The following is a 22,434-nucleotide window of genomic DNA, read 5'->3' as shown; positions in this document are numbered from 1 at the left end:
AGCACGATCCTCAGTTAATAAATAAGCAAATTCAAGCAAAAATAAATGCGAAAGTAATAGTAAGTTATTGACTTACTGCAACATCCTAATATAGGCACACTTTCTAGCTCAAATATTATTAATTATTAAAAATATGTAGTTTTTACAAAAATTTATCGATTTTTACTTTAATAAAACTGTATATACATTTATATTAATATATAATAATAACTTATATGTGCTATGAAAAATATTATTAGACATCTTTCCAAACGAGGATTTAGAGAGGAATTTAAAGAAGACACTTCACCTCGAATCGCAGCATACACAAGCGTACGTGAGGATTCGAGTACCGGATCGACGAAATTACCTCTAGAAGCGAAGTTTGGGAAGATGTCTATTGCTTTAATTTGTTTTTTGATTGTTAGTAGTAGCTGCTTTGCTTCCGAGCCGTTACCTTGGCAAGTAACGTTCCAGCCGCCGGCAAGTCCGATTATGGAGGAATTACATCATTTTCATAATTTTCTGCTTTATATCTCAACAGCTATTGTTTTATTCGTTGCCGGATTACTTGGCTTTGTATGCATTAGATTTAATGCAAAAAATAATCCCGTACCGGCAAAATTTTCACATAATGTTTTAATAGAAATAATTTGGACTGTAATACCTATAATAATTTTAGTTATTATTGCAGTGCCGTCTTTTAGAATATTGCGTCATGCCGAAAAAATACCCGAAACGGATTTAACTATTAAAGTAGTAGGTTATCAATGGTATTGGCATTATATATATCCTGATCATGATAATTTAGAATTTGATAGCGTAATGATCTCTGATGAGAATTTAAAACCTGACCAAAAAAGATTATTAGATGTTGATAATCGAATTGTTATCCCTGAAAATACTACCGTAAGGTTTCTCATTACCGCAGGTGACGTAATACATAGTTTTGCCGTTCCGTCGCTTGGGTTTAAAATAGATGCAGTGCCTGGAAGAATTAATGAAACGTGGACAAGAGCTGCCAAGAAAGGTGTATATTACGGGCAATGCTCCGAACTATGCGGTATCAATCACGGCTTCATGCCGATTGTTATAGAAGTAGTAAGCAAAGAGGATTTTGACAATTGGGTTGCAAATAAAAATAAGGTTGCCGAGAATAACGGGAATCAGAAATTGGTTGCTAATTAATTATATGATAATGAGTGAGGAAGAATATAGAAATCAACCGGATGTAATTGATCTATCTGAATGGGAAAAAACTTTTTATTATCTTATATATGTAGGGCATTATAAGGATTATGACGATGCACTAGACATTCTAACACAAAATTTAAGAAATCCGGAAGAATTAATACAAGTTGCAGCAGTTGAAGCTATAGGTCGTTTGGTTGAAAGATTTTATAATATTAAAGAAGATTTAATATTGCCTTTATTGTTTGAAAATTTGAAAAGCACCAGTGAAAAAATAAATGCAACTAATTTAACATTAGTTAGCATTGTTATTTGTATACCAAGATTAGAAAGAAAAGTTTATTTAGAATATTTTAAAAAAAATTTGAAATTTTTAAGCCATAAAAAATTAAAAATATTTATAGATAAAACATTAATAAATTCTTTAAAAAATGAGAAAGAAAAAATAGAGTTTATTTTAGGCTTTTGTCAAAATTCTTTAAATTACCAAGAAGCTTTAGAAATTTGCTTATACTTTCTTAAGAAAAATGAAAGTACAGAAATAAACAGTGCTGCTTTTGTTGGGCTTACTTATATAATAGCAAGATTTCAAAAAATAGAACTTAAAGCTATATTACCTTTTATCACAAAATATTTAAAACATTCTTCTATAGGTTCTGATTTATGAATGGGGATGCACGATCTTTATTAGGGAACATTGTAACTATGATACCATTTTGAAAAAATACTATTCTGTTCACTTAAAGACTCCGTCAATTATAGAGTATATAATGACTAAAAATAAACCAAAGAATCAAATAAAGCTTGAGAAAATGCTAAAATTATATGTAAATAACCTTAAGAGACAAAAAATTAAACTTAATGTTTCTAGTTTTCACAAATCAACGTAAATTTTAAGAAATTAATTTAAATAAAAATTACAATTGCTATGCACTTACTTACAAATACAGAAGACCTAAACCACGATGACCACCATACCCCACACGGTTGGAGGCGGTGGCTTTTTTCTACTAATCACAAAGATATCGGCATTATGTATATCATATTTGCCGTTTTTGCCGGAATTGTCGGCGGTTTGTTCTCACTGCTTTTTAGGTTAGAGCTTGCAATGCCCGGCGGCACTTTCTTAAATCATGATTTCCAGCTATATAACGTGCTTATCACGGCACATGCGGTTATTATGGTATTCTTTATGATTATGCCGGCTTTGTTCGGTGGCTTTGGTAACTATTTCGTACCTCTGTTAATAGGAGCTCCCGATATGGCATTTCCACGCCTTAACAATATCAGTTTTTGGCTACTAGTTCCTGCTTTCATCCTGCTTATGGGTTCGGCATTTGTTAACGACGGTCCCGGAACGGGCTGGACGTTCTACCCTCCTTTAAGTAATTTGAGCGGTCACCCGGGAGCAGCAGTCGATATGGCTATTTTCAGTTTACATTTAACCGGTCTATCGTCAATCCTCGGATCAATTAATTTAATTGTTACTATCTTTAATATGAGAGCTCCAGGGATGGGGCTTTTCAAAATGCCGTTATTCGTTTGGTCTATATTAGTAACTGCATTTTTAATAATCCTAGCTATGCCGGTACTTGGCGGAGCTATCACTATGCTACTTACCGATCGTAACTTTGGGACTAATTTCTTTAAACCGGACGGCGGCGGTGATCCTGTATTATTTCAGCATTTATTTTGGTTTTTCGGTCATCCTGAAGTATATATCGTAATACTTCCGGGCTTTGGTATAGTAAGTCAGGTTATTTCAACTTTTTCACGCAAACCTATATTTGGCTATCAAGGTATGGTCGGAGCTATGGTAATAATCGGTTTCGTCGGATTTATTGTATGGGCTCACCATATGTTTACTGTTGGGCTTTCTTATAATGCACTTATATATTTCACTGCCGGAACAATGATTATAGCAGTTCCGACGGGTATTAAAATATTTAGCTGGATAGCAACTATGTGGGGTGGCTCAATTACCTTCCCAACTCCTATGCTGTTCTCTATAGGGTTTATTATATTATTCACGATCGGCGGCGTAACCGGCATAATCCTATCAAATTCGGCACTTGATAGAGTTCTGCACGATACATATTATGTTGTTGCACATTTCCATTATACAATGTCGCTCGGTGCTTTATTTACAGCATTTGCAGGCTTTTATTATTGGTTCGGCAAAATATCCGGTAAACAATACCCGGAAATTTTAGGCAAAATCCATTTTTGGATTACCTTTATAGGCGTTAATTTAACTTTCTTCCCGCAGCATTTTTTAGGTCTTGCGGGCATGCCAAGAAGAATACCAGACTACCCTGATGCTTTCGCCGGCTGGAATATGGTTTCGTCGATAGGAGCAGGTATCTCTATGTTTGCTGCTCTTTATTTTGTATTTATCGTTTTCTATACTTTAAAGTACGGCAAAAATTGTCCAAACAATCCTTGGGGAGAAGGAGCAGACACATTAGAGTGGACACTTACCTCACCACCGCCGTTCCATACTTTTGAAACACCACCACATATTGAGGGGTAATAGTGGCTTTGCTACGTGGATGCCAAGTCGTCATTGCGAGGAGTTGCGTTAGCAACGACGCGGCAATCTCATAAGATAATATAAAAAAAACTCCTAAGATTGCCACGCCAGCATAAATGCTGGCTCGCAATGACGGGACCTTTATGAACTGTCCGGTACTATGAGGAATGACATAGCTGAAAGAAAAATAGTAAAACGATAATAAAATGCATAAAAAACCGATAATTAGGTGTTACACCTGATTTAGCTCAAAATTGTGAAAAATATACTTACGCTGCTTTTCCATGGTACGCCTTGCGAAGAAACTATACCGATGCGATTATTACAGCCGGTGGTGTACCGCTATTATTACCTTATCAAAGTGATACAATAAATCAGCTTATGGAACTTGTTGACGGTGTTGTAATTCCAGACGGTGATGAGGATATACATCCTAAATTTTATGAGCCGGAATACGCCGAAGATGTAGTAGTTTCCAATGAAGAACGTGATAATTTTGAGATATTAGTTTTAAAGAAAGCATTAGAGAAAGATATTCCGGTTTTAGGAATATGCCGAGGTATGCAGCTATTAAACATTATTTTTAAGGGTACGCTTATTAAACATATTCCTGATTATATTGAAACTGTAACATACACAACCTTCGCCTAAAAACATAGTTTCGCATGCAATTAATATAGAAGCAAATACTAAACTTGTTAAAATGACTAATAATCAGCTACAAACTATGGTTAATTCGATTCATCACCAGGCTGTTAAACAACTTGGTAACGATCTTATAGTATCTGCAAAAGCAGAAGACGGTATAATTGAAGCCATTGAATCAACGAAACATAAATTTGTTATCGGCGTTCAATGGCATCCTGAATATCTTAACGATAATGGAGTAAATTTAGAATTATTTAAAGAACTCGTAAAAGCTAGTACAGTATAACCGCCTAGCTTTTTACTTTAACTACAACTCCATTCTATACCTATCTCGCCTAAAACTTTTTCAGCCTTATCAATATCAGACTTAAGAGTCTGATAGTTGTTATCATATTCTTCAAATACAGAGGCAATAGGAGAAATATTTAAAAAGTCTTTTACCTCCTTACATAATAAAATAACCCCGATTATGGATAAGAAATACATGGTTTATTAGGTTTAAGTTGGTAAGCAATAAGAGCAGAGAATAGAGAAGTAAAGAAATTAATAGGTGATCGATGTCTGAAAGGAGTAATATTAAAATTCTCTTTTATGTAGCCAAAAATGGTTTCGATAATGAATCTCTTCCTTAAAAGGATTTTATCCAAAAGAGGTAATAAATAGTTTTTCATATCCTTTCTTATTCCGGTAATTTTTATTAAACCTTGCTTATAAAGTTTTGTAAACATTTTTTCTGAAATAAACCCCTTATCATCATAACACTTACCTTTTAGACCTTTTTGATAACCATTGCTTCAAATGCAATTCTGTCATCAACATTACCTTTGGTAATTTTAACAGCAATAATTTCTCCCTTATCATTGATTATCATATGAAGCTTGAATCCAAAAAACCAATCGACAGAACTACGTCCCCTTTTTGCAAGATTATTAAAAGTTCTGTTAGAATTAATTCTGATATTTTTACATACTGCAAAATGTGTGGAATCTGCATAATAAATTCCCGTTCTTTTCCCACTTAAGTAATGTAACATCACAATCAATGGCAGAAATAATGAAGGAATAAGCTGAACAAATCTCTCATAACAAGGTGGATTCCTGAACAAATTACCATTAATAATAAAGTTTTGGTAATAAGCTTTTAAATGTTTATATGCACTAAAATGGTAAAAATCATTATTGAGAGTTCTTCACTTAAGGAAAGCTTACCTTCTCTAAATCTTTGCTTATTACTTTTCAGCAATTGATGTTTTACCCATTTCTCATAAATTTTACAAAATTTATCTACTATACAAAATATTGTAGTATATTTACACATGTTATTAAACCTTTATTTTACTCCTTCAGTGCCCTATTTATATAAGGTTTAATAACTCTTGCAACCTTCCTTCCTCTCTATTCCTTATCCATAATCGGGGTTAGGAGTAATCTTAAAGTAAAAAAGTTTTTATTGGTTAAAAATCCTTAAATATATTCCCTAAATATCTATTTATCCAGTTGCTCCAACATCATTTTAGCGGCTTTTATACCTGCTTCTTTTGAAGTTTTTATATTGGTGGTTTCAGTATGGAAAGTTATTTTACTACCGTCAAGGTTACCGAGCATAAAATCGGTTTGTATATTAGACATCTTCCCAAACTCTACTTCTAGGGGTAATTTGTACGTCAATCCGGTACTCGCATCCTCACGTACGCTTTTGTACGCTGCGGTGCTGCGTTCCGTGTTTTCTTCAAATTCTTCCCTATAAGCGAGTTTGGAAAGATGTCTAGGATCCGCATCTAAATATTTAGAGTAAGCAGCAATCGGGGTACGGCAATTAGCATCTAGATATTCTAAAAAAGCTCTTTCAGGTTTTATTAGTTCAAAGGTAGGAATATGATTAATTTGGTTGCATATCTCAAGCATAGCATTATCATCTTGTCGTATTTCAACTGCAATGACTCCCTGCCCTATACACGGTAACATCTGTGAATACTCTATCAAATGACAATATTCCGGATTAAATGCCCCTAACCTTTTCAGCCCTGCATATGCTAAAATTGTCGCATCAACTTCGCCGGTCATTAACTTTTTTATTCTTGAATCAACATTCCCTCTAAAAACCGTTGCCTTTAAATCCGGTCTTATTTTTTGGATGAATGCTTTTCTTCGTACTGCCGAGCTACCTATTACGGCATTTTGCGGCAGTTCTTCTATGGATTTATAATTTAAACATACAAAAACATCTCTAGGATCTTTACGCTCTAAAACGGCAGCAATTACTAGCTCTTCGGGTATTCTACCAGGTACGTCTTTTAAAGAATGAACGGCTAAGTCAATTTTTTTATCAAGCAAAGCTTGCTCTATTTCCTTTAAAAATAAAGCTTTGCCGCCTATATCGTATAATGGTTTATTTTGGATTAAATCCCCGCTAGTAATAATTGGTACTATTTCACAATTAATATCAGGAAAAAATTGTTTAATTTGCTGAATAACTAAATTAGTTTGTATTAAAGCAAGCGGACTTTTTCTTGTACCTATTCTGATAGAATTTGTCATTTGTTTTCTACTATTTCAAAAGGGCTAGTAAAACTTAAAACATTACTGCTTATAATTACTTCATGATTCATAATAATGATTTACCTCTCCATGCCCTATTCCTACCGCTTTATAAGCTTCTATATGCGGAATATGATTTAAACAAAAACTTTTTATAGCTTGTTCTACAAACTCATCCCCTTTAGTAAAATCACCGAAAATTATCGCCTCTATATCGTCAAATATACCGGCATTTTTTAATTGAACTAGATTACGATGCACGGCATAGGCTTTTTCATTAACGTCTTCAAGCAGTAATATATTACCCTTTTTTAGGTTAATAGAAGTTCCTATTAATTTGCTAAAAACCGTTAAATTTCCGCCTGTTATTTTACCGGTTATATTTTCCTCACTAATTTTCTTTATAGGTATAAGTTGTATTTCACTCTTTTCTCCTTTAAGAACATTTATTATAGATGTAATATCCTGATTAGTAGGCGGGTAGTAACGAGGTTAGTACTGAATCGTGAATAGTTGGGATATTATAATGGTTATTTAGTAATAAATGCAAAACGGTAATATCGCTATAGCCTATCAGAATTTTATCGCCTTTTTGCTTTATATTAAAACAATCTTCTACAAATTCACCGCATCCATATCCGCCACGAAAAGCCCAAATTATTTTAATCTGTTCATTTTCCATAGCTTCTTTAAATGTTCTTAGCCTTTCCTCTTTAGGAGCAACGAAAAAAGCAATTCATCACCTGAAAAAATCTTATCATCTACTAAAGTTTTAAACCCTTGTAAAGTTAGTATTTCAATAGCTTTCTTTAGTTTATCCTGTGCATCAGGACAACCTGACGCCGGTGCTATAATTGATATCAAATCTCGTTGTTTGTTAAAAATAATCTTTTTCATAATAATGTCATACCGTGGTCAAGCCACGGTATGACAGCAAAAAGTACTGGATTCCCGCTTTCGCGGGAATGACATTAAAATCATAATAGTTATACGAAGATCAACTTCAAAAAGAGCAAAGAGTCTATAAGGCGAGGAGCGGAGCGTATACTTAATACGTGAGCACCGCAGCTCTTATAAGACGACGTAGCCAATTTTCGAAGTTCATCGAGTATAAGACATCGTAAAAATAAAAGTAGTCTCCCCCAGTTTATCGTTTTCTGCCCAAATTTTCCCGGCGTGCAGTTCTATTACTTTCTTACATAGAGCAAGCCCTACTCCTCTACCTCCTGCCGTTGTACGTGTTTTAGAGCTTACGACAAATACGCCGAATATACTCTGCAATTCCTCTTTTAGTACTCCTATTCCATCGTCTTTTATACTAAACAAGATATTATTTTCTTGCATGTGTAGATCAATTTTTATTATTCCCTCACTACAATAGCTAATAGCATTAATTATTAGATTATCGAATGTGTGTTTAATATAATGAGGATCACAGTTAAATATTATATTTTCTTCAATATCAGATATAAAATTTAAGGTTTTGCCGTTTAGATATAATTTCTTACATATTTTAATCCTTTCATGTATCAATTCGCTTAAGTTTATATCTTCTTTATTTAGTTCATAATTAAGACTAGATAATTTTGAAAAATCTAGAATATTATTTATCAAGCTATTTAATCTAATAGAGCTTTTAGCTATAATCTCTACGGCATTACGACGCTGATCTTCATTAAATTTATCATAATTAGCCCATAAGGTTTCACCAAGGCTAATAATACCGGTTAGCGGCGTATTGATTTCATGGTTTATATTACGTAAGAACTCATGTTTCAAATCAAGTAACTTCTCTAATTCCTGCTCTCTATAATTAACTCTATTACCTAAATGGGTATTTTTTAGGTTAACTAATCTCTCTTGCTCCTGCCTTGGTTTTAAGAATACTATTAAAAGGCTGCTAAATAAGATTAGGAAATATACTACTTTAAATTGAAAACTATCTATGCTAATTAATAACTTCTCATCCATAAAATATTTATAAAACTCTATACTAGCAAACACGCCCGTAACGGTCATAAGTAAAGTAGCTTGCCACCTGAATATCGTTGCAATTATAAGTAAGTTAATTATCGAACACATTAATTGCATCTGATCAAAACTACTTGATATAACAAGTAAACTACCGAAAAATATTAATATAACAGTAGCAACAAACCAAGATAAAGATATAATATAATAATTCTTTTTAAACTTTAAAGACCATAAAGGATAAGTGATTAATATTGCAGCAGTTATAAGTGTGGTATGGTAAATAATATTATATATATCCAAATGGTTCATTATTCTGCTACCCGGTGTGGTATATAAAGATGAGAACATCGATATTAAAATAAATATACCGACATAACTATAGGTAATTTCTTGATTTGGTAGGGTACTTTCCCAATATTTAAAGATGTTAAAATTCTTAAGATCACGAAATAAAGTCAAAAATTTTCTTTTTCTCTCTTGCCTGATTATTTTAACGGCTAGCGGCTCTTTTAAAGAACTAAACCCTCCGGGTTGCTTTAAAATATAATGGCTTCCAAGGAAAAAGAGTAAATTTACGATAGTTGCGGGTATTATCGGATAAATACCTAGAACTGCTCTTAAAGAAAATATTTGCCACAATATAATAGTTAATATTGCAGCAATCATACCGATAAAAAAACTTTTGGCACTTGATTTAAAACCGTATATTAACAAAATTAACGGCAAAGTGATTAGAGGTAAATAGATACTAGTTAACAATAGAAATAGATTTATTAAATCTTTCGTATAGAGTGATATAATAAAACCTATTAATCCTATAGTAATTGCGGTTATATAATTATAATTTAATGAAGCTTTTTTAATGATGTCATTAGTAAAAGTTACCACTGCAACGTTAATATAAGAGTTAGTACTTGAGATTATCATTGCCATAATAACGCCGACGATTAACCCCTTAAATCCTATATAACTTTTAATAATCCGTAAAAACAGTTCATTAGTGTCAACACTCGGTTCTTGAGATAGTAATAATATTACAATCCAAATAAATAAAACGGATAAACAAAGACAAATAATTGCCGAAATAAAAAAAGTTTTTGATATTTGCTTTGTGTCTTTTGCCATCAATACTCTTTGAAAAATTGAAGGACCAAGCGACGGAATCGCAAAATATATAAAAATATTTAAAGAAATCCAAAATTTAGGACTAGTATAGTGAAACAATCCTTGTAAATCAGTCAGACGAGTTTGTACGTTTGAGTCTATAACTATATGCGGATCGCTAAAAACATTCCATACGACAATTCCTATTACCGGAATAATTGCACTATAGGTAAAAAACTGTACGGCTTCAGTAAAAGTAACCGATTTTACGCCGCCAAAAGCAGAATAACTTATTATTACGGTGGCTATACATAAATCTATATAAAAATTTGAAATATTAAAGAATAGCTGTAATATTAAACTTGCTACGTGGAATTGCATGGCAATCCTACCTATAGACATTAATATACTAACTATCGACGTAAGAATACGAACTTTGTTACCGTACGCTTCCCCTATTATTTCTGCTGCCGATAAGCTGCCCAAAAAATTCTCAAAACGAGGAGCTATAAAGTAACTAATTAATAACCAACTAACGACGCTACCGAATATACTAGGTAATAAGTAAAATAATCCATCCGTATATATTCTTGAATTATCGATTAAAAAAGTACTAGTACCGATCCAAGTAGCAATAAGAGTTGCAACTATCGTACCTGTAGAAAAATTCCTTTTTCCTATAGCATATTCGCGAATATTTTTTATATTTTTGATATTTAGAAGTCCAACTAGCAAATTAATCGCTAAAAAGCTAGTAAAAATGAGGAGATCTATATTTGGCATAGAGTTAAGTTATAGGGATTTTCTATGCAAATAATAATAAAGATAAAAAAAGAAACAAACAATATTTTTGTGGAGTTAAAAAAGTATGTCATTCCTGCTTTGGCATTGTTGTGTAGATCTATTTTCCCGTCATTGCGAGGAAATTACGTAAGTAATTGACGAAGCAATTCAGTCAAAAATTCTGATTTACAGAATTTTTTTATTATTTTTCTGGATTGCCACGCAGTCTACGACTGCTCGCAATGACGACGCGAGAATAACATTAAGATAAACTATCTTTTATTCATAAAGATTGAACTCTTCTACTGCCTGACCTAATGATGCTACATTTGCTCGACACGAAATTCATCGGAAATATGTGTCTCCATAGTAACACGCCAAAAATTTTGGATTTGTGCTTTTTCAGTTGCAACAAATTTATTCATTATTTGAGAATTATTATGAAATACTTCCATCACTTTAGTGCTATTACTCCATAGCCCCCCCATTCAAAAACGGTATTACCGTTTTTATCTCAATCAGTTTCTGGGTTGGAAAACATTTTATTTAATACTTGTACTGCAGTACTTTCTAATACATTAAACTGCAAAGAGCTTCAAAAATATTTAGCTTGGAATTATTAAGCTCATTAATATTAGTTCCGTTTAATATAGATGGTATTTGTTGTATATTTCTTGAATTTAACAATTGAAAAAGACTCTTCATAAAAAACCAAAATTTATATTATAATTTTTTACCATGAAACATGGTTTTTTACTTGTGTCATTAAAATACATAAAGTATTAATAAATGTCAATGGATTATTTACTAATAATTTAAATTATGTTAATTAATTTAATACCAAGGTGCGAGAGATAAGTTTATTTTAATCCCTTTAACGGTAATATCAGCTTCTTTATCGGCAAGATATTTTTCTTCTCTGATTAAGGCGATTGCTTTATTACGATAACTTGAGCATATTACGCCGATTTTATCGTTATCTGCGAGTATTTCTTCATCTTTAACTAATGAGGATAAATCTTCATCTGCTGTAATTTTATATATCTTTCTTCTTATAACACCTTGATATTTAGCTCTTGAAATAACTTCCTGACCAACATAACAGCCTTTGTCAAAACTAATTGCATTTAACTCCTCAGCACCATACATATTTGGAATAGATTTATCTGTGATTAAATCTTCTACTCCGTCTATTATTGCAAAATTATATTTATCTTCTAGGTATAATTTTTCATTAAAAGAAGCTGGATCCCCGCTTTCGCGGGGAGGTATTGTTGCATGGACCGATTCCACTCTTGTCATCCCGCGACTTGATCGCGGTATCCAATCTTGTTTAATTGTTTTCTGGATACCGCGGTCAAGCTGCGGTATGACAACGAACTCATATATAGAACGAAAACCGAGCATAGTATAGCGAGGATCACGAGACGTAACTAGCGTGTCTATATCTAATTTTTGATGTGAGTAGATAACTTTATATTCTTCGCTGCAATCTATTATTTGTATTTTAGAGCGAAATTTATAAAAGTTTAAATGCTCTATCAAAGCAGCTTTATTACTTTTATCAATATCAAGGTAAATTTCCTCAAGGTTAGGAACATACACAAAAAAATCAAATAAATATCTTCCTTGATTATTAAGTAAATAAGTATAGCAGTAATTATTCTTTTTTATGTCGTTAGTAATGAGATTTTGTAGGAACTTTACGGAATCTAAACCTATTATTTTGATAACTTCTCTATTACTTAATATTTCATACATAATTATAATATTATTGACTTTATAGGTTCCTAACTACTATACTCTAAATTTATATAAATTAAACTTAATAATCATGAGATGTTCATCTTACTGTACTTCTTCCGAATATAAGATGAGTGATCTAGTTACTAATTTAAAAAAGATTGGTCTTGAACCTCAACATTTTGACGATGTTTTATATATTCGGAAAGAGATAAATAAAGATTCTGATTTTATAGAGATATTTTTCTTCCCGTTTGGCTGTGTAACTATTTGGGGCGGCGATGAAATTCAAGAAAAAATAGTTTTAAGCGATACTGATTTAGTAACCGTGAACAAGCTTAAAGAGCCGGTGTCTGATTATATTTATTTTGAATATAATACAGAAGTCGAGAAAACATTTATTGATGAAGAAAAAAATAAAATAATCTTAGCCGATAAATCAGTTTTTGTTAAACTTTCTATTTCCCATGCTCTTGCACAATCGGTTAAACTTAGCGTTCTTGAGCAATCCGTTAGTAACTTGATTGTTCAGACAACCCCTATACAACAGGAACTAGCTAGAACCGGTAGCGTATCGCTTTCTAAAAAGGAGATATTACAGCAAATAGGTATATTATTTAACGAGCGTTATTCAATCAGTTTGTATAGCGATATATTCGATACTCCGGAATTCTTTTGGCGTCGTCCGAGCTATGAGCCTCTATATCTTATGACAGCAGAGTTTCAAGACATAGAAATACGGCAAAATATAATGAATCATCGTCTTAATATGATTCATGAACTTTTAGACATTCTTTCAAATGACCTTAATTATAAACATTCTACCAAACTTGAGTGGATTATTATTATTTTAATCGGTCTTGAAGTTGTCCTGTCGTTATCTCATACTAATCTTTTCTTAAAAATTATCGGAGCTTTATAAATAGCTTCTATGCAAATTATCGATAATCAAAAAACATTAGAAGAATTTTGTAACCGGTTAGCAAATAAGGCATGCTTAAGCATAGATACGGAATTTGAGCGTCGCTATACTTATTATGCTCAGCTTAGTATAATTCAAGTTAAAGCAGAAGAATATTGCGGAATAATTGATGCATTAAGCAATTTAGATCTGAATATTTTTAATAAGCTGCTTACAGATAATAATATTACTAAAATATTTCATGCTCCTCGTGAAGATTTAGAGATTTTCTATAATTTATTTAAAATACTACCTTCTAATGTTTTTGATATACAAATTGCAGCAAATATTTGCGGATTCGGTAAACAGCTAAGCTATGATGACCTTTGCTATAAGCTAATCGGTATTACTATCGATAAAACCCACCAAAAATCTAACTGGCTAAAACGCCCTATCACTAGTGATATGTTAAATTATGCAATGTTAGACGTGGAGTATTTGTATAAGATATATAAAGAGTTAAATAATATAATTATTAGAAATAATTTAACTAATAAATATCAAACTACTCTTAGTTCTTTATTAGATGTTAGAAATTATAAGGTTGAGCCGAAAGATGCTTGGAAAAAAATAAAATATAGAAGTGATGATGAGAGTTTTAACCACAAAATTCAAATGCTTGCAGCTTATCGTGAAGAGAATGCACAAACTATAAATATTCCTCGTAAGCATTTTATTTTAAATGAAGATTTAATAAAGCTTAGTAAATACCCGCCATTGAATCACAAGGATTTTAAAAATCTAAATTTAAAAAGCAAATATTTACACAAACAAAAATATAAAGATGAAATAATAAGTTTGTGTAATAACTTATAAGAAAAAAGCTACAAATCAAATAACTTGTAGCCTATATATGAATAGAAAAAAATTAGCCAACTAATGTAACTTGTATCTCACTATCTTGTACTACTTTGACATATTCGTTGTATACATCATCAGGCAAGTTACTAAATGCCTGATCTATGATAAGTGTCCCTACTCCTACCAATGCTAATTGAAAACAAATATCTTCAGTCTGAGTATCGCCGGATACTTGTCCTGTTTCTAGCCAATCTCCAACTGCTTGTGCAAAAAAAGCAAAAGGTACACCGATCAATACGAAAATTTTTTTTATTATATCAACCATTTTACCCTAAGTTGATTTTTGTAAAAATATTGTATAAAATATTATATATATACAAATATAATATTTTATACAATTAAAAAAATTAAGGTTATTATACCGAAATCACAAATTTAAGCTTACGATCATGAGATTCAACCAGAAAATTATCTATTAATTGTTCTTTTAAACAAACTCCGGCGGTTAATATATTTCGGTTATTATTAAGATATCGGTCAAAATGTCCTTTGCCGTATCCAAGTCTATAACCCTCCTTACTAAACGCAAGCCCTGGGATAACAACTAACTCAGGAATAAAAAAATCATTATTTATAGGTTCATAGGTTTTAAAAGCCCCTAAAGCCAATTGATCGTTATAATGATAAGGACAATATTTTACCTCATTTTTTATAATTTTCGGTAAGAAGAATTTTATTTTAGGATGTAAGTTTGTTATTTCAAGTAAGTTAATTTCGTATTTTAGAGGAAAGTAAAGTCCTACTGTCTTTACTTTTAACTCCTGTAATAACCGGCTAATTTTATTGATTAGGGAGTTTTTGACTAAGTCGGAAGTAATTTTTTCTTGGTTTTTTATTAAAAGTTCTTTGAAATAAAGACGCAGTTCTTGCTTGTTCATATCATTGTCATACCGTGGCTTGACCACGGTATCCATAAAAATAACTTACTATTCTAATAATTTTAACTGGATCCCGTGGTCAAGCCACGGTATGACAATTTGAACATTTACATATTAATAGTCCTTTTATCCACACTAAGTGCTGCTTCTTTTATAGCTTCGCTTAAAGTTGGATGGGCGTGGCAGGTTCGTGCTATATCTTCTGAAGCTGCTCCGAATTCCATATAAGCGGTAAGCTCGGCAATTAATGTACCTGCATCGGCTCCTATAATATGAGTTCCTAAAACCCTATCGGTTTTACTATCGGCAAGAATCTTAACCATACCTTCCGTACTACCGATTACTCTTGCTCTACTATTTGCTAAAAACGGAAACTTACCGACTTTATAATTAATGCCTTTTTCTTTTAGTTGTTCTTCCGTTTCACCGACGCTTGCTACTTCAGGATAAGTATATATTACGCTTGGAATTAAATTATAGTTAACATGTCCTGCCTGCCCTGCCATAATTTCCACAGCAGCTACAGCCTCTTCCTCAGCTTTATGAGCAAGCATAGCTCCTTTTACCACATCACCGACTGCGTAAATATTTGAAATTGCTGTTTGGAACCGGTCATTAATCTCAATTCTACCTTGCTTATCCGTAATAATACCGACAGACTCAAGTCCTAGATTTTGCGTATAGGCTTTTCTGCCTACCGCCATCAACACAACATCGCTTGTTACTACCGAACTCTTACCGCCCTCCTCTATTGTCAGATTTACTTTTCCTGACTTTACTGCAGATAGCACTTTAGTATTCAGTTTAAACTCTATACCTTGTTTTTGCTGTAGTTTCATAAATTGCGTAGCAATTTCTTTATCAAGCATAGGTACAATGCTCGGTGCATACTCAATAACCGTTACTTTAGCTCCCAAACGACGCCAAACTGAACCAAGTTCTAAGCCTATATACCCTCCCCCGACAACTATTAAGTTCTCAGGTACTTTAGAAAGTTTCAAAGCACCGGTAGATGAAACAATAAATTCTTCGTCTATTTTGATGTTCGGTATTTCTATGACACTGGAGCCTGTAGTAATTAGGATATTTTTGGCTTTAATTTGCTCTTTATTTACTTCAACGATATTACTAGAGATAATTTTAGCTTCGCCTTTTATCCTAGTAACCTTATTCTTAGCAAATAAGCTTTCTATACCTTTTGTAAGATCAAGAACTACTTTATCTTTATTAGCTAGCATTTTTTGTAAGTCTAGTTTTACATCTGCAGTAATACCTATACTCTCAAAATGCTTTAGAGCTTCTTCATATTTTTCAGAGGAATTAAGTAAAGCTTTCGACGGTATGCATCCTATATTTAAACAAGTGCCGCCAAGAGTATCGTTTTTCTCAATACACGCTACTTTCATACCAAGCTGAGCAGCCCTAATACTGCCTGTATAACCGGCCGGACCGCTACCTATTACCACTAAATCAAATTCTTGCATATTTTTACCTTATATTATCCTCCCTTTGTCACCCCGTGGCTTGGACCACGGTATCCAGAAAACAACTTAAAATACTAATAATTTAGTATTTTTAACTGGACCCTGTGGTCAAGCCACGGGGTGACAACAAAAAAGCCTAGATTCCCACTTTCGCGGGAATGACATCGACTGCCATACGGCAATGCCTCTATCATCATTCCAACCCAACCATACACCAATATCACCTTTATAACAACTTTAATCTTATACTATTCTTATTCGGTGAAGCAATAAAACTAATTAAATTAATATTATCTTCAAAGCCGTTTGTATAATTTTGTAGTAAAGAAAACATCTTTTTAGAAATAGCGTAATTATGACTAGCATTTAGTGAATTTGACTCACCTATATTTTTTATTTCCCTCATTAAAGCTAAAGGATTATCAAATTTTAGCTCTATATTTTCATAGTCAACAATTACTTCGGCAAATCCTGCTTGTGATAATAGCATTGGGACATGATCAAAATTAATAAAAGGAGAAATATGAGGAAAATGTTTAAAACCACTTGCTATTTCGGCATCTATTAAGGATTTACGTAAATTCTTTAAGCTATTTCCTCCGACAAAATTACCGATAAAAATACCGTCAGGCTTTAAAAATGTTCTTATATTAGATAGAAAACTTTGCACATCGTTTATCCAGTGTAATCCTAATGAATAAATAATTAAATCAAAAGAGTTCGGAGGAAATTCTAAATCTTCATCATCGATTAACAATTTGTGATTATGCTCAAAAAAATCAAGCAATAAAGGCGACATATCTGTTACGGTAATATCGGCACTTCGATAAGCATTTTTTAGTAAACCCGTAAGATAACCGCATTTAGCCGATATTTCTAGAATATCCGAAAAATCCTTATCAATCATCTCTAACCGACTTATTATATCATTAGCTGCATGCTTGATAAATAAGCTGTTACTTATTCCCGCTACTGCATTATTTCGGTGATTTTTTAGCTTTAGTCTGTTGAATATATAATCCTCCCCTATCTTGAATTTTCTCTCCTAAAATTGTTGGTGCCGGCGGTCGAGAAATAAAACCTCCTAAAAAATCTCCTAGCAAACTATTTTGAACAAGTTCTCTCTGTCTTGCAGTGCGAATATCATCCCTTTTAACTCTATCTAGTCCTTCAAAATTCTCCTGAATACCTACAACTATAGGTTTCGTATTTTTATTATTAGGCGATAAAGGTTCTAAACTCAACAGGCTTTTTTCTGAAGGATTTAAATCCGAAGTTAGATCCAAGTAGACAGGTTTTAGTTGTTTATCATTACTAGAAACTTTTTTTCTTTCTACCACTGAAACAGTGTTCTCTGTCTTATTAGATTCTCCTAGAGATTTATAACTAACTATATACACAACAATAATAATATTTTAAATTAAACAATATATGAATCAAGTATTGAAATAAATTAATTATTTCTAAAGATATTATCTTCGTATTTTTTTCTATAATATATTTTGTAATTCTCGTTTCTTATATCATTAAACCATTGGTCTTGTTGTTTTTTAATATAATAATTTAGGGAATTAGATTTACTTTTACTAGTTTGGAAATTATCTTCACAAAATTTTAAAAAACCTGATATTAAAGTTTCTACTCCATTAGTCTCAGATTTTTTCTCAAGAAATTGCATAGAAAAATTAGTAGGATTATTATGTTTTAAATAAAATTGCTTATATTTCTCATGAATTTTATTTTCTTTTTTTATTTGTTGTTCTGAAAAAGATAATTTTTCCTCTAATAATTTATGAATTTCGGTACAGTCGCTCCAAGGTAATTCTATTGTTATCTGCTCTTCCTGATATTCAAAATTATCTTGAATATTGTTAAAATCGGTATTTACTTTTACCGCACTTACTAATATTAAAAAACATGTAATTAATTTAATATTCATAGAATTAATTAATTTTAGCAGGAACCGGTATCATAATACTACTTCTGTATCTTTTATTGCCACTAAAAAGTGATTTTTTTTGAACTTTGTTATTATTTACCGGAATTGTATCTTTTAAAGCCCCTTCATTATTATTTAGATAACTATGTAAGGATGCTTTATAAAGAGCCATATTACTTGCTATTTTAACTACATCTTGCTTATATTTAAACCCTAAAGAATGTGTAGCCGAATGATAATGAGCTATCGCTTTGTGCCAGCTCCCTAACTGATAATATTTTGAACGTAAAAATTCTGCACCGTAACGAATGTTATTATTTGGATCAAATGCCTGTTCAAGGGAATTAAAAGCCCCTAAATGATGCCTTAAGTTAATCTGCATGCATCCGACATCAATACTCTCTCGCCCTTTTATAAGCTCTATTCTAACAAAACTTACGGCTTCTCTTTTACTGTTAAAATAATAGCCTTTTCCTTCAACATTTACCGTCCAAGGCCATACTACTCTAATTTTACGGGTTGTATGTTTTTTTCCCGATTCTTTTAAAGCTATTGAATGTAACGTATTAGATGGGATATTAAATTTTTTTTCAAAGTAAGGAAAAAGTTTTGAACATTTAAAGGATTCAGCTATTTCAGGATCGGCAATAGCCGGCTTAGAGAAGAGGATAAAGGATAATAATAGGAGTAGTATGGTCATTGTGTTATTCTTTGCCTCCCCTATGTCATTCCCATACTTCTCTATAGTCATTCCCGCGTAGGCGGGAATCCAGAAAAACATAAAATAATCTAAGTTTATAATATTTGTATTTTTTAAGAACTGGATTCCCGCCTACGCGGGAATGACATAGGAAAATTTGACACAATTCCCAAACCATACCGGCAACGCTAAAATAAACTTGAGTTACAATAAGATAAACTATCCTATCATAACTTATATTATGAAGCAAGGGAAGTTATGGTATAAGAAGTGAACAAGATTACTTATAAATCATTAGCATCAAAATTATCTTTAGTAATACCTAATGTTTCTAATATTTGTTCAAGTTCTATTACTACAGGCTCTAACTCAGCTGACTTTTTATTAAAGTTAAAATTTTCTGAGGTTAATGTTTCTTCATCTAAATTTGCAGCTCTAACCGCATTAAATCTTACGCCAACTTCTTTAAGCCATTGATATGTATTATTAACATCTTCATTATTTCTATAATAATCACTACAATCATTTAGTAGTATGTGAAATATTGTTGTTTTTAATGTATCGCTTTTAGTTGCCGGTAAATTTTGAGCAAGTAACTCTAATATGTCCTTACCTTTTATAATAGCTTCATTATTATTTTTTGCTTCTTTAAAATACCATGCTTCATGGTTTTTTATTTAAAAATGCTTAAAATTGGTAATTGACTGAATAAATAAAAATGTTTATTATCAGTCCAAATTAAATGTAAAAGTATATTTTATGAAAGTTGTTAGCTCATTAAAATCATTAAAAAAACGTGATAAAGATTGTCAGATCGTTAAAAGAAGAAGCAAAATTTTTGTAATAAATAAAAAGAATAAAAGATTTAAAGCAAAACAAGGCTAATTAATCGGATGAACTTGAAAAATTGCCTTACTCTTTTGCTTTCAAGAATTGAATTTTATTTTGAGAGGTGACTGCACGCAACGTACAACTTAGTACGTGAGTACAGGAATCCTCGATACAATTCTTGAAAGCATGTGAGTATATGTCGTCTTTGTAAGTTCTCGGATGCTGAACGTTTAATATACGCTCCGCTCCTCGGCTTACAGACTCCTTGCTCTTTTCCAAGTTGATCTTCGTATACTACTCTTCATTTTACTTCGGAGTATATAATACTACTTTTGAAAGAAAAGAAATAAATATGGCCGGTCACTCAAAGTTCAAAAATATTCAGCATCGTAAAGGGGCTCAAGATAAAAAAAGAGCAAAAGTTTTTACTAAATTAATTCGTGAAATAGTTACTGCAGCTAAAACCGGTTCTTCTAATAATCCTGAAAATAATCCACGTCTTAGAAATGCTTTAACCGCCGCACGTAGTCAAAATCTCCCTAAAGAAAGAATAGATAAAGCTATTAATAGTGCTAATGATTCTTCTAATACCGAAAATTATACGGAAATTAGATATGAAGGTTATGCCCCGAATGGTATTGCTATAATAGTTGAAGCTTTAACCGATAATAAAAACCGCACTGCTGCAGAAGTACGCTCTAGTTTTACTAAATATGGTGGAAGTTTAGGCGAAACCGGTAGTGTCAATTATTTATTTAAACATTGCGGCGTTATTCAATATCTAAGCAATATAGCATCGAATGAAAATATTTTAGAAGCAGTCATAGAGTTAGATGTAGATGATATTATCTCTGATGATACCACCCATACAATCTATACGAATATTGAAAATTTTTCCAAAGTTCTAGAATTTTTAACCGGCAAATACGGTATACCTGAAAACTCTTATATAGGCTGGATTCCATTAAATACAATAATTATAGATGATAAGGAAAAAGCTGAAAAATTACTAAAGCTCGTGGAAGTTTTAGAAGAAAGCGACGATGTACAAAGAGTTTTCGGGAATTATGAGTTATCTGATGATGTTTATGAAATAATACAAGGAGAACAATGACTTATAACGATACAAATTATCAAATAATTATTTTAGCAGCCGGTAAAGGTACTAGAATGGAGTCCGATTTACCGAAAGTAATGCATAAAGTCGGCGGAGTTCCAATGCTTGAAACGGTATTAAAGAATTCGCTTAACGTCACAAATGATGTAATTATAGTTTATTTAGAAGAACTTAAAAAACATTTAACGCCCTATGAAAATATGTGTTGCTTTGTACTGCAAGAAGAACCTAAAGGCACAGCTCATGCTACTTATGCAGCAATAGATTTAATTGATAAAAATAAAACAATATTAGTTTTATACGGCGATCATCCTCTTATTACTCCAAAACTTATGCATGAATTAATAGATTACTTAAGCCTTACTAATTCTGCATTAGTGACTTTAAGCTTTGAGAGAGCAAATCCGGCTCAATATGGAAGAATAGCTACTGATAAAAATGGTGAATTTTTAGAGATAATCGAATATAAAAATGCAAGTGAAGAAGAGAAAAACATAAAACTTTGTAATTCAGGTATTATGGCTTTCAGTAGCGGAATTTTAAATAAATACTTACCTTTATTTGCTACTAATACTAACGGTAATAAGGAAGTTTATTTAACTGAAATAGTAAAAATATGTAAAAATCATGGTGAAAAAGTTTCATATTTATTATCTACTGATCATGATTTAATTGTTGGTGTTAATAATAAAAATGAGCTAGAAGAAGCTAATAATATTTTTTCTAAGAATAAGTCTTAGTATTGTATTACCCGCATGGATACCGAGTTGTCATTGCTAGTGGGCTTTGTTGCGTGGATCGAAAAACGCATTCGGTGCCACCCCGTGGCTTGACCACGGTATCCAGAAAAACAATAAAAAATACTAATAATTTTAGTATTTTTAACTGGATCCCGCGATCAAGTCGCAGGATGACAAAGGTGAAATTGATCCACGCAGCCTACGGCTGCTCTCAATTACGATTAAGTATCCATGCAAACGCCTTGCGAGAATGACATAGGAAGCCACACGGGCAATGCTAAAATTTTGGAGAGATGGCCGAGCGGTTTAAGGCGCACGCCTGGAAAGCGTGTTCACGGCAACGTGTCGGGGGTTCGAATCCCCCTCTCTCCGCCATAATAATATTTCTTTTGTTATTATGCATTAGCATCTTTTATAATTTTTATATTTAT

Annotated in this window: 22 protein-coding genes, 1 tRNA gene and 3 pseudogenes; 11 read left to right on the top strand and 15 right to left on the bottom strand. The window is 32.2% G+C overall.

Annotated elements, in window-relative coordinates; translation table 11 throughout:
* Positions 1 to 222 precede the first annotated feature (222 nt).
* From coxB to RMONA_RS04230, 4 genes and pseudogenes are all read left to right on the top strand, one after another.
* Positions 223 to 1,167 (top strand): cytochrome c oxidase subunit II, encoded by a 945-nt coding sequence (gene coxB / locus RMONA_RS04245; protein ID WP_023507803.1) that lies wholly within the window; start codon positions 223 to 225, stop codon positions 1,165 to 1,167.
* A gap of 4 nt (positions 1,168 to 1,171) precedes the next feature.
* Positions 1,172 to 1,837 carry a hypothetical protein gene (locus RMONA_RS07375; protein WP_023507802.1) on the top strand — a complete coding sequence of 222 codons (666 nt, stop codon included), beginning with the start codon at positions 1,172 to 1,174 and terminating at the stop codon, positions 1,835 to 1,837.
* A 261-nt stretch (positions 1,838 to 2,098) separates the two neighbouring features.
* On the top strand, positions 2,099 to 3,703 hold the full coding sequence (ctaD, locus tag RMONA_RS04235) for a cytochrome c oxidase subunit I (RefSeq protein WP_023507800.1): 1,605 nt from the start codon (positions 2,099 to 2,101) through the stop codon (positions 3,701 to 3,703).
* A gap of 206 nt (positions 3,704 to 3,909) precedes the next feature.
* Positions 3,910 to 4,637: pseudogene (locus RMONA_RS04230) on the top strand (gamma-glutamyl-gamma-aminobutyrate hydrolase family protein).
* A 17-nt stretch (positions 4,638 to 4,654) separates the two neighbouring features.
* Here RMONA_RS04230 and RMONA_RS04225 read toward each other — a convergent pair.
* The 8 genes and pseudogenes from RMONA_RS04225 to ygfZ form a co-directional block, all read right to left on the bottom strand.
* Positions 4,655 to 4,837 carry a hypothetical protein gene (locus tag RMONA_RS04225; protein WP_023507797.1) on the bottom strand — a complete coding sequence of 61 codons (183 nt, stop codon included), beginning with the start codon at positions 4,835 to 4,837 and terminating at the stop codon, positions 4,655 to 4,657.
* Positions 4,819 to 5,079 carry a transposase gene (locus RMONA_RS07370; protein ID WP_023507776.1) on the bottom strand — a complete coding sequence of 87 codons (261 nt, stop codon included), beginning with the start codon at positions 5,077 to 5,079 and terminating at the stop codon, positions 4,819 to 4,821. Before RMONA_RS07370 ends, RMONA_RS04225 begins: the two co-directional genes overlap by 19 nt.
* A 41-nt stretch (positions 5,080 to 5,120) precedes the next feature.
* On the bottom strand, positions 5,121 to 5,384 hold the full coding sequence (locus RMONA_RS07365) for a transposase (protein WP_046058374.1): 264 nt from the start codon (positions 5,382 to 5,384) through the stop codon (positions 5,121 to 5,123).
* Positions 5,385 to 5,835: 451 nt separating this feature from the next.
* On the bottom strand, positions 5,836 to 6,888 hold the full coding sequence (hemC, locus tag RMONA_RS04215; RefSeq protein ID WP_023507796.1) for a hydroxymethylbilane synthase: 1,053 nt from the start codon (positions 6,886 to 6,888) through the stop codon (positions 5,836 to 5,838).
* Positions 6,885 to 7,785 (bottom strand): annotated as a pseudogene (locus RMONA_RS04210) (LD-carboxypeptidase). Before RMONA_RS04210 ends, hemC begins: the two are co-directional and overlap by 4 nt.
* Positions 7,786 to 7,989: 204 nt before the next feature.
* Positions 7,990 to 10,749, bottom strand: coding sequence for a sodium:solute symporter family transporter (locus RMONA_RS04205; RefSeq protein WP_023507792.1), 2,760 nt, complete (start codon positions 10,747 to 10,749; stop codon positions 7,990 to 7,992).
* Between the two features lie 323 nt (positions 10,750 to 11,072).
* Positions 11,073 to 11,204 (bottom strand): hypothetical protein, encoded by a 132-nt coding sequence (locus RMONA_RS10915; protein ID WP_277914363.1) that lies wholly within the window; start codon positions 11,202 to 11,204, stop codon positions 11,073 to 11,075.
* 379 nt (positions 11,205 to 11,583) lie between these two features.
* Positions 11,584 to 12,510: a CAF17-like 4Fe-4S cluster assembly/insertion protein YgfZ gene (gene ygfZ, locus RMONA_RS04195; protein ID WP_023507790.1), complete on the bottom strand. Its 927-nt coding sequence runs from the start codon at positions 12,508 to 12,510 to the stop codon at positions 11,584 to 11,586.
* Positions 12,511 to 12,622: 112 nt separating this feature from the next.
* Between ygfZ and RMONA_RS04190 the strand changes: the two genes are divergently transcribed.
* The gene (locus RMONA_RS04190) at positions 12,623 to 13,414 is read left to right on the top strand and encodes an RMD1 family protein (protein WP_037214149.1); all 792 of its coding nucleotides are present in this window, start codon (positions 12,623 to 12,625) and stop codon (positions 13,412 to 13,414) included.
* Positions 13,415 to 13,423: 9 nt separating this feature from the next.
* Positions 13,424 to 14,269, top strand: a complete 846-nt coding sequence (locus RMONA_RS04185) for a ribonuclease D (RefSeq protein WP_023507789.1) — start codon at positions 13,424 to 13,426, stop codon at positions 14,267 to 14,269.
* 52 nt (positions 14,270 to 14,321) lie between these two features.
* Here the strand turns inward: RMONA_RS04185 and RMONA_RS04180 are convergent, their stop codons facing one another.
* From RMONA_RS04180 to RMONA_RS04150, 7 genes and pseudogenes are all read right to left on the bottom strand, one after another.
* The gene (locus RMONA_RS04180; RefSeq protein ID WP_023507788.1) at positions 14,322 to 14,579 is read right to left on the bottom strand and encodes a hypothetical protein; all 258 of its coding nucleotides are present in this window, start codon (positions 14,577 to 14,579) and stop codon (positions 14,322 to 14,324) included.
* Positions 14,580 to 14,670: 91 nt separating this feature from the next.
* A complete protein-coding gene (locus RMONA_RS04175) occupies positions 14,671 to 15,192 on the bottom strand; it encodes a 5-formyltetrahydrofolate cyclo-ligase (protein WP_037231392.1) in 522 nt (173 codons plus the stop codon).
* Positions 15,193 to 15,299: 107 nt separating this feature from the next.
* Positions 15,300 to 16,676 (bottom strand): dihydrolipoyl dehydrogenase, encoded by a 1,377-nt coding sequence (gene lpdA / locus RMONA_RS04170; RefSeq protein WP_023507786.1) that lies wholly within the window; start codon positions 16,674 to 16,676, stop codon positions 15,300 to 15,302.
* Between the two features lie 226 nt (positions 16,677 to 16,902).
* On the bottom strand, positions 16,903 to 17,583 hold the full coding sequence (locus tag RMONA_RS04165; RefSeq protein ID WP_023507785.1) for a methyltransferase domain-containing protein: 681 nt from the start codon (positions 17,581 to 17,583) through the stop codon (positions 16,903 to 16,905).
* 70 nt (positions 17,584 to 17,653) lie between these two features.
* Positions 17,654 to 18,085 (bottom strand): hypothetical protein, encoded by a 432-nt coding sequence (locus tag RMONA_RS04160; RefSeq protein ID WP_410526357.1) that lies wholly within the window; start codon positions 18,083 to 18,085, stop codon positions 17,654 to 17,656.
* 44 nt (positions 18,086 to 18,129) lie between these two features.
* Positions 18,130 to 18,615, bottom strand: a complete 486-nt coding sequence (locus RMONA_RS04155) for a DUF2532 domain-containing protein (protein WP_023507783.1) — start codon at positions 18,613 to 18,615, stop codon at positions 18,130 to 18,132.
* A 4-nt stretch (positions 18,616 to 18,619) separates the two neighbouring features.
* Positions 18,620 to 19,493: pseudogene (locus tag RMONA_RS04150) on the bottom strand (lytic transglycosylase domain-containing protein).
* Positions 19,494 to 19,585: 92 nt separating this feature from the next.
* Between RMONA_RS04150 and RMONA_RS09625 the strand changes: the two are divergent.
* The 5 genes from RMONA_RS09625 (at position 19,586) to RMONA_RS04125 (ending at position 22,378) form a co-directional block, all read left to right on the top strand.
* The gene (locus tag RMONA_RS09625; protein WP_008579330.1) at positions 19,586 to 19,792 is read left to right on the top strand and encodes a hypothetical protein; all 207 of its coding nucleotides are present in this window, start codon (positions 19,586 to 19,588) and stop codon (positions 19,790 to 19,792) included.
* A gap of 282 nt (positions 19,793 to 20,074) precedes the next feature.
* Entirely contained in the window at positions 20,075 to 20,200 is a 126-nt protein-coding gene (gene ykgO, locus RMONA_RS04140) for a type B 50S ribosomal protein L36 (RefSeq protein WP_008579439.1), read from the top strand.
* Positions 20,201 to 20,498: 298 nt separating this feature from the next.
* Positions 20,499 to 21,260 (top strand): YebC/PmpR family DNA-binding transcriptional regulator, encoded by a 762-nt coding sequence (locus tag RMONA_RS04135; RefSeq protein ID WP_023507781.1) that lies wholly within the window; start codon positions 20,499 to 20,501, stop codon positions 21,258 to 21,260.
* Entirely contained in the window at positions 21,257 to 22,003 is a 747-nt protein-coding gene (locus tag RMONA_RS04130) for a sugar phosphate nucleotidyltransferase (protein WP_023507780.1), read from the top strand. The genes RMONA_RS04135 and RMONA_RS04130 overlap by 4 nt, the downstream gene beginning before the upstream one ends.
* A 287-nt stretch (positions 22,004 to 22,290) precedes the next feature.
* Positions 22,291 to 22,378 (top strand) — tRNA-Ser (locus tag RMONA_RS04125).
* The last annotated feature ends 56 nt before the right edge of the window (positions 22,379 to 22,434 follow it).

Source organism: Rickettsia monacensis (assembly GCF_000499665.2).
Lineage (GTDB): Bacteria > Pseudomonadota > Alphaproteobacteria > Rickettsiales > Rickettsiaceae > Rickettsia > Rickettsia tamurae.
This window is presented reverse-complemented; position numbering and strand designations above follow the sequence as displayed.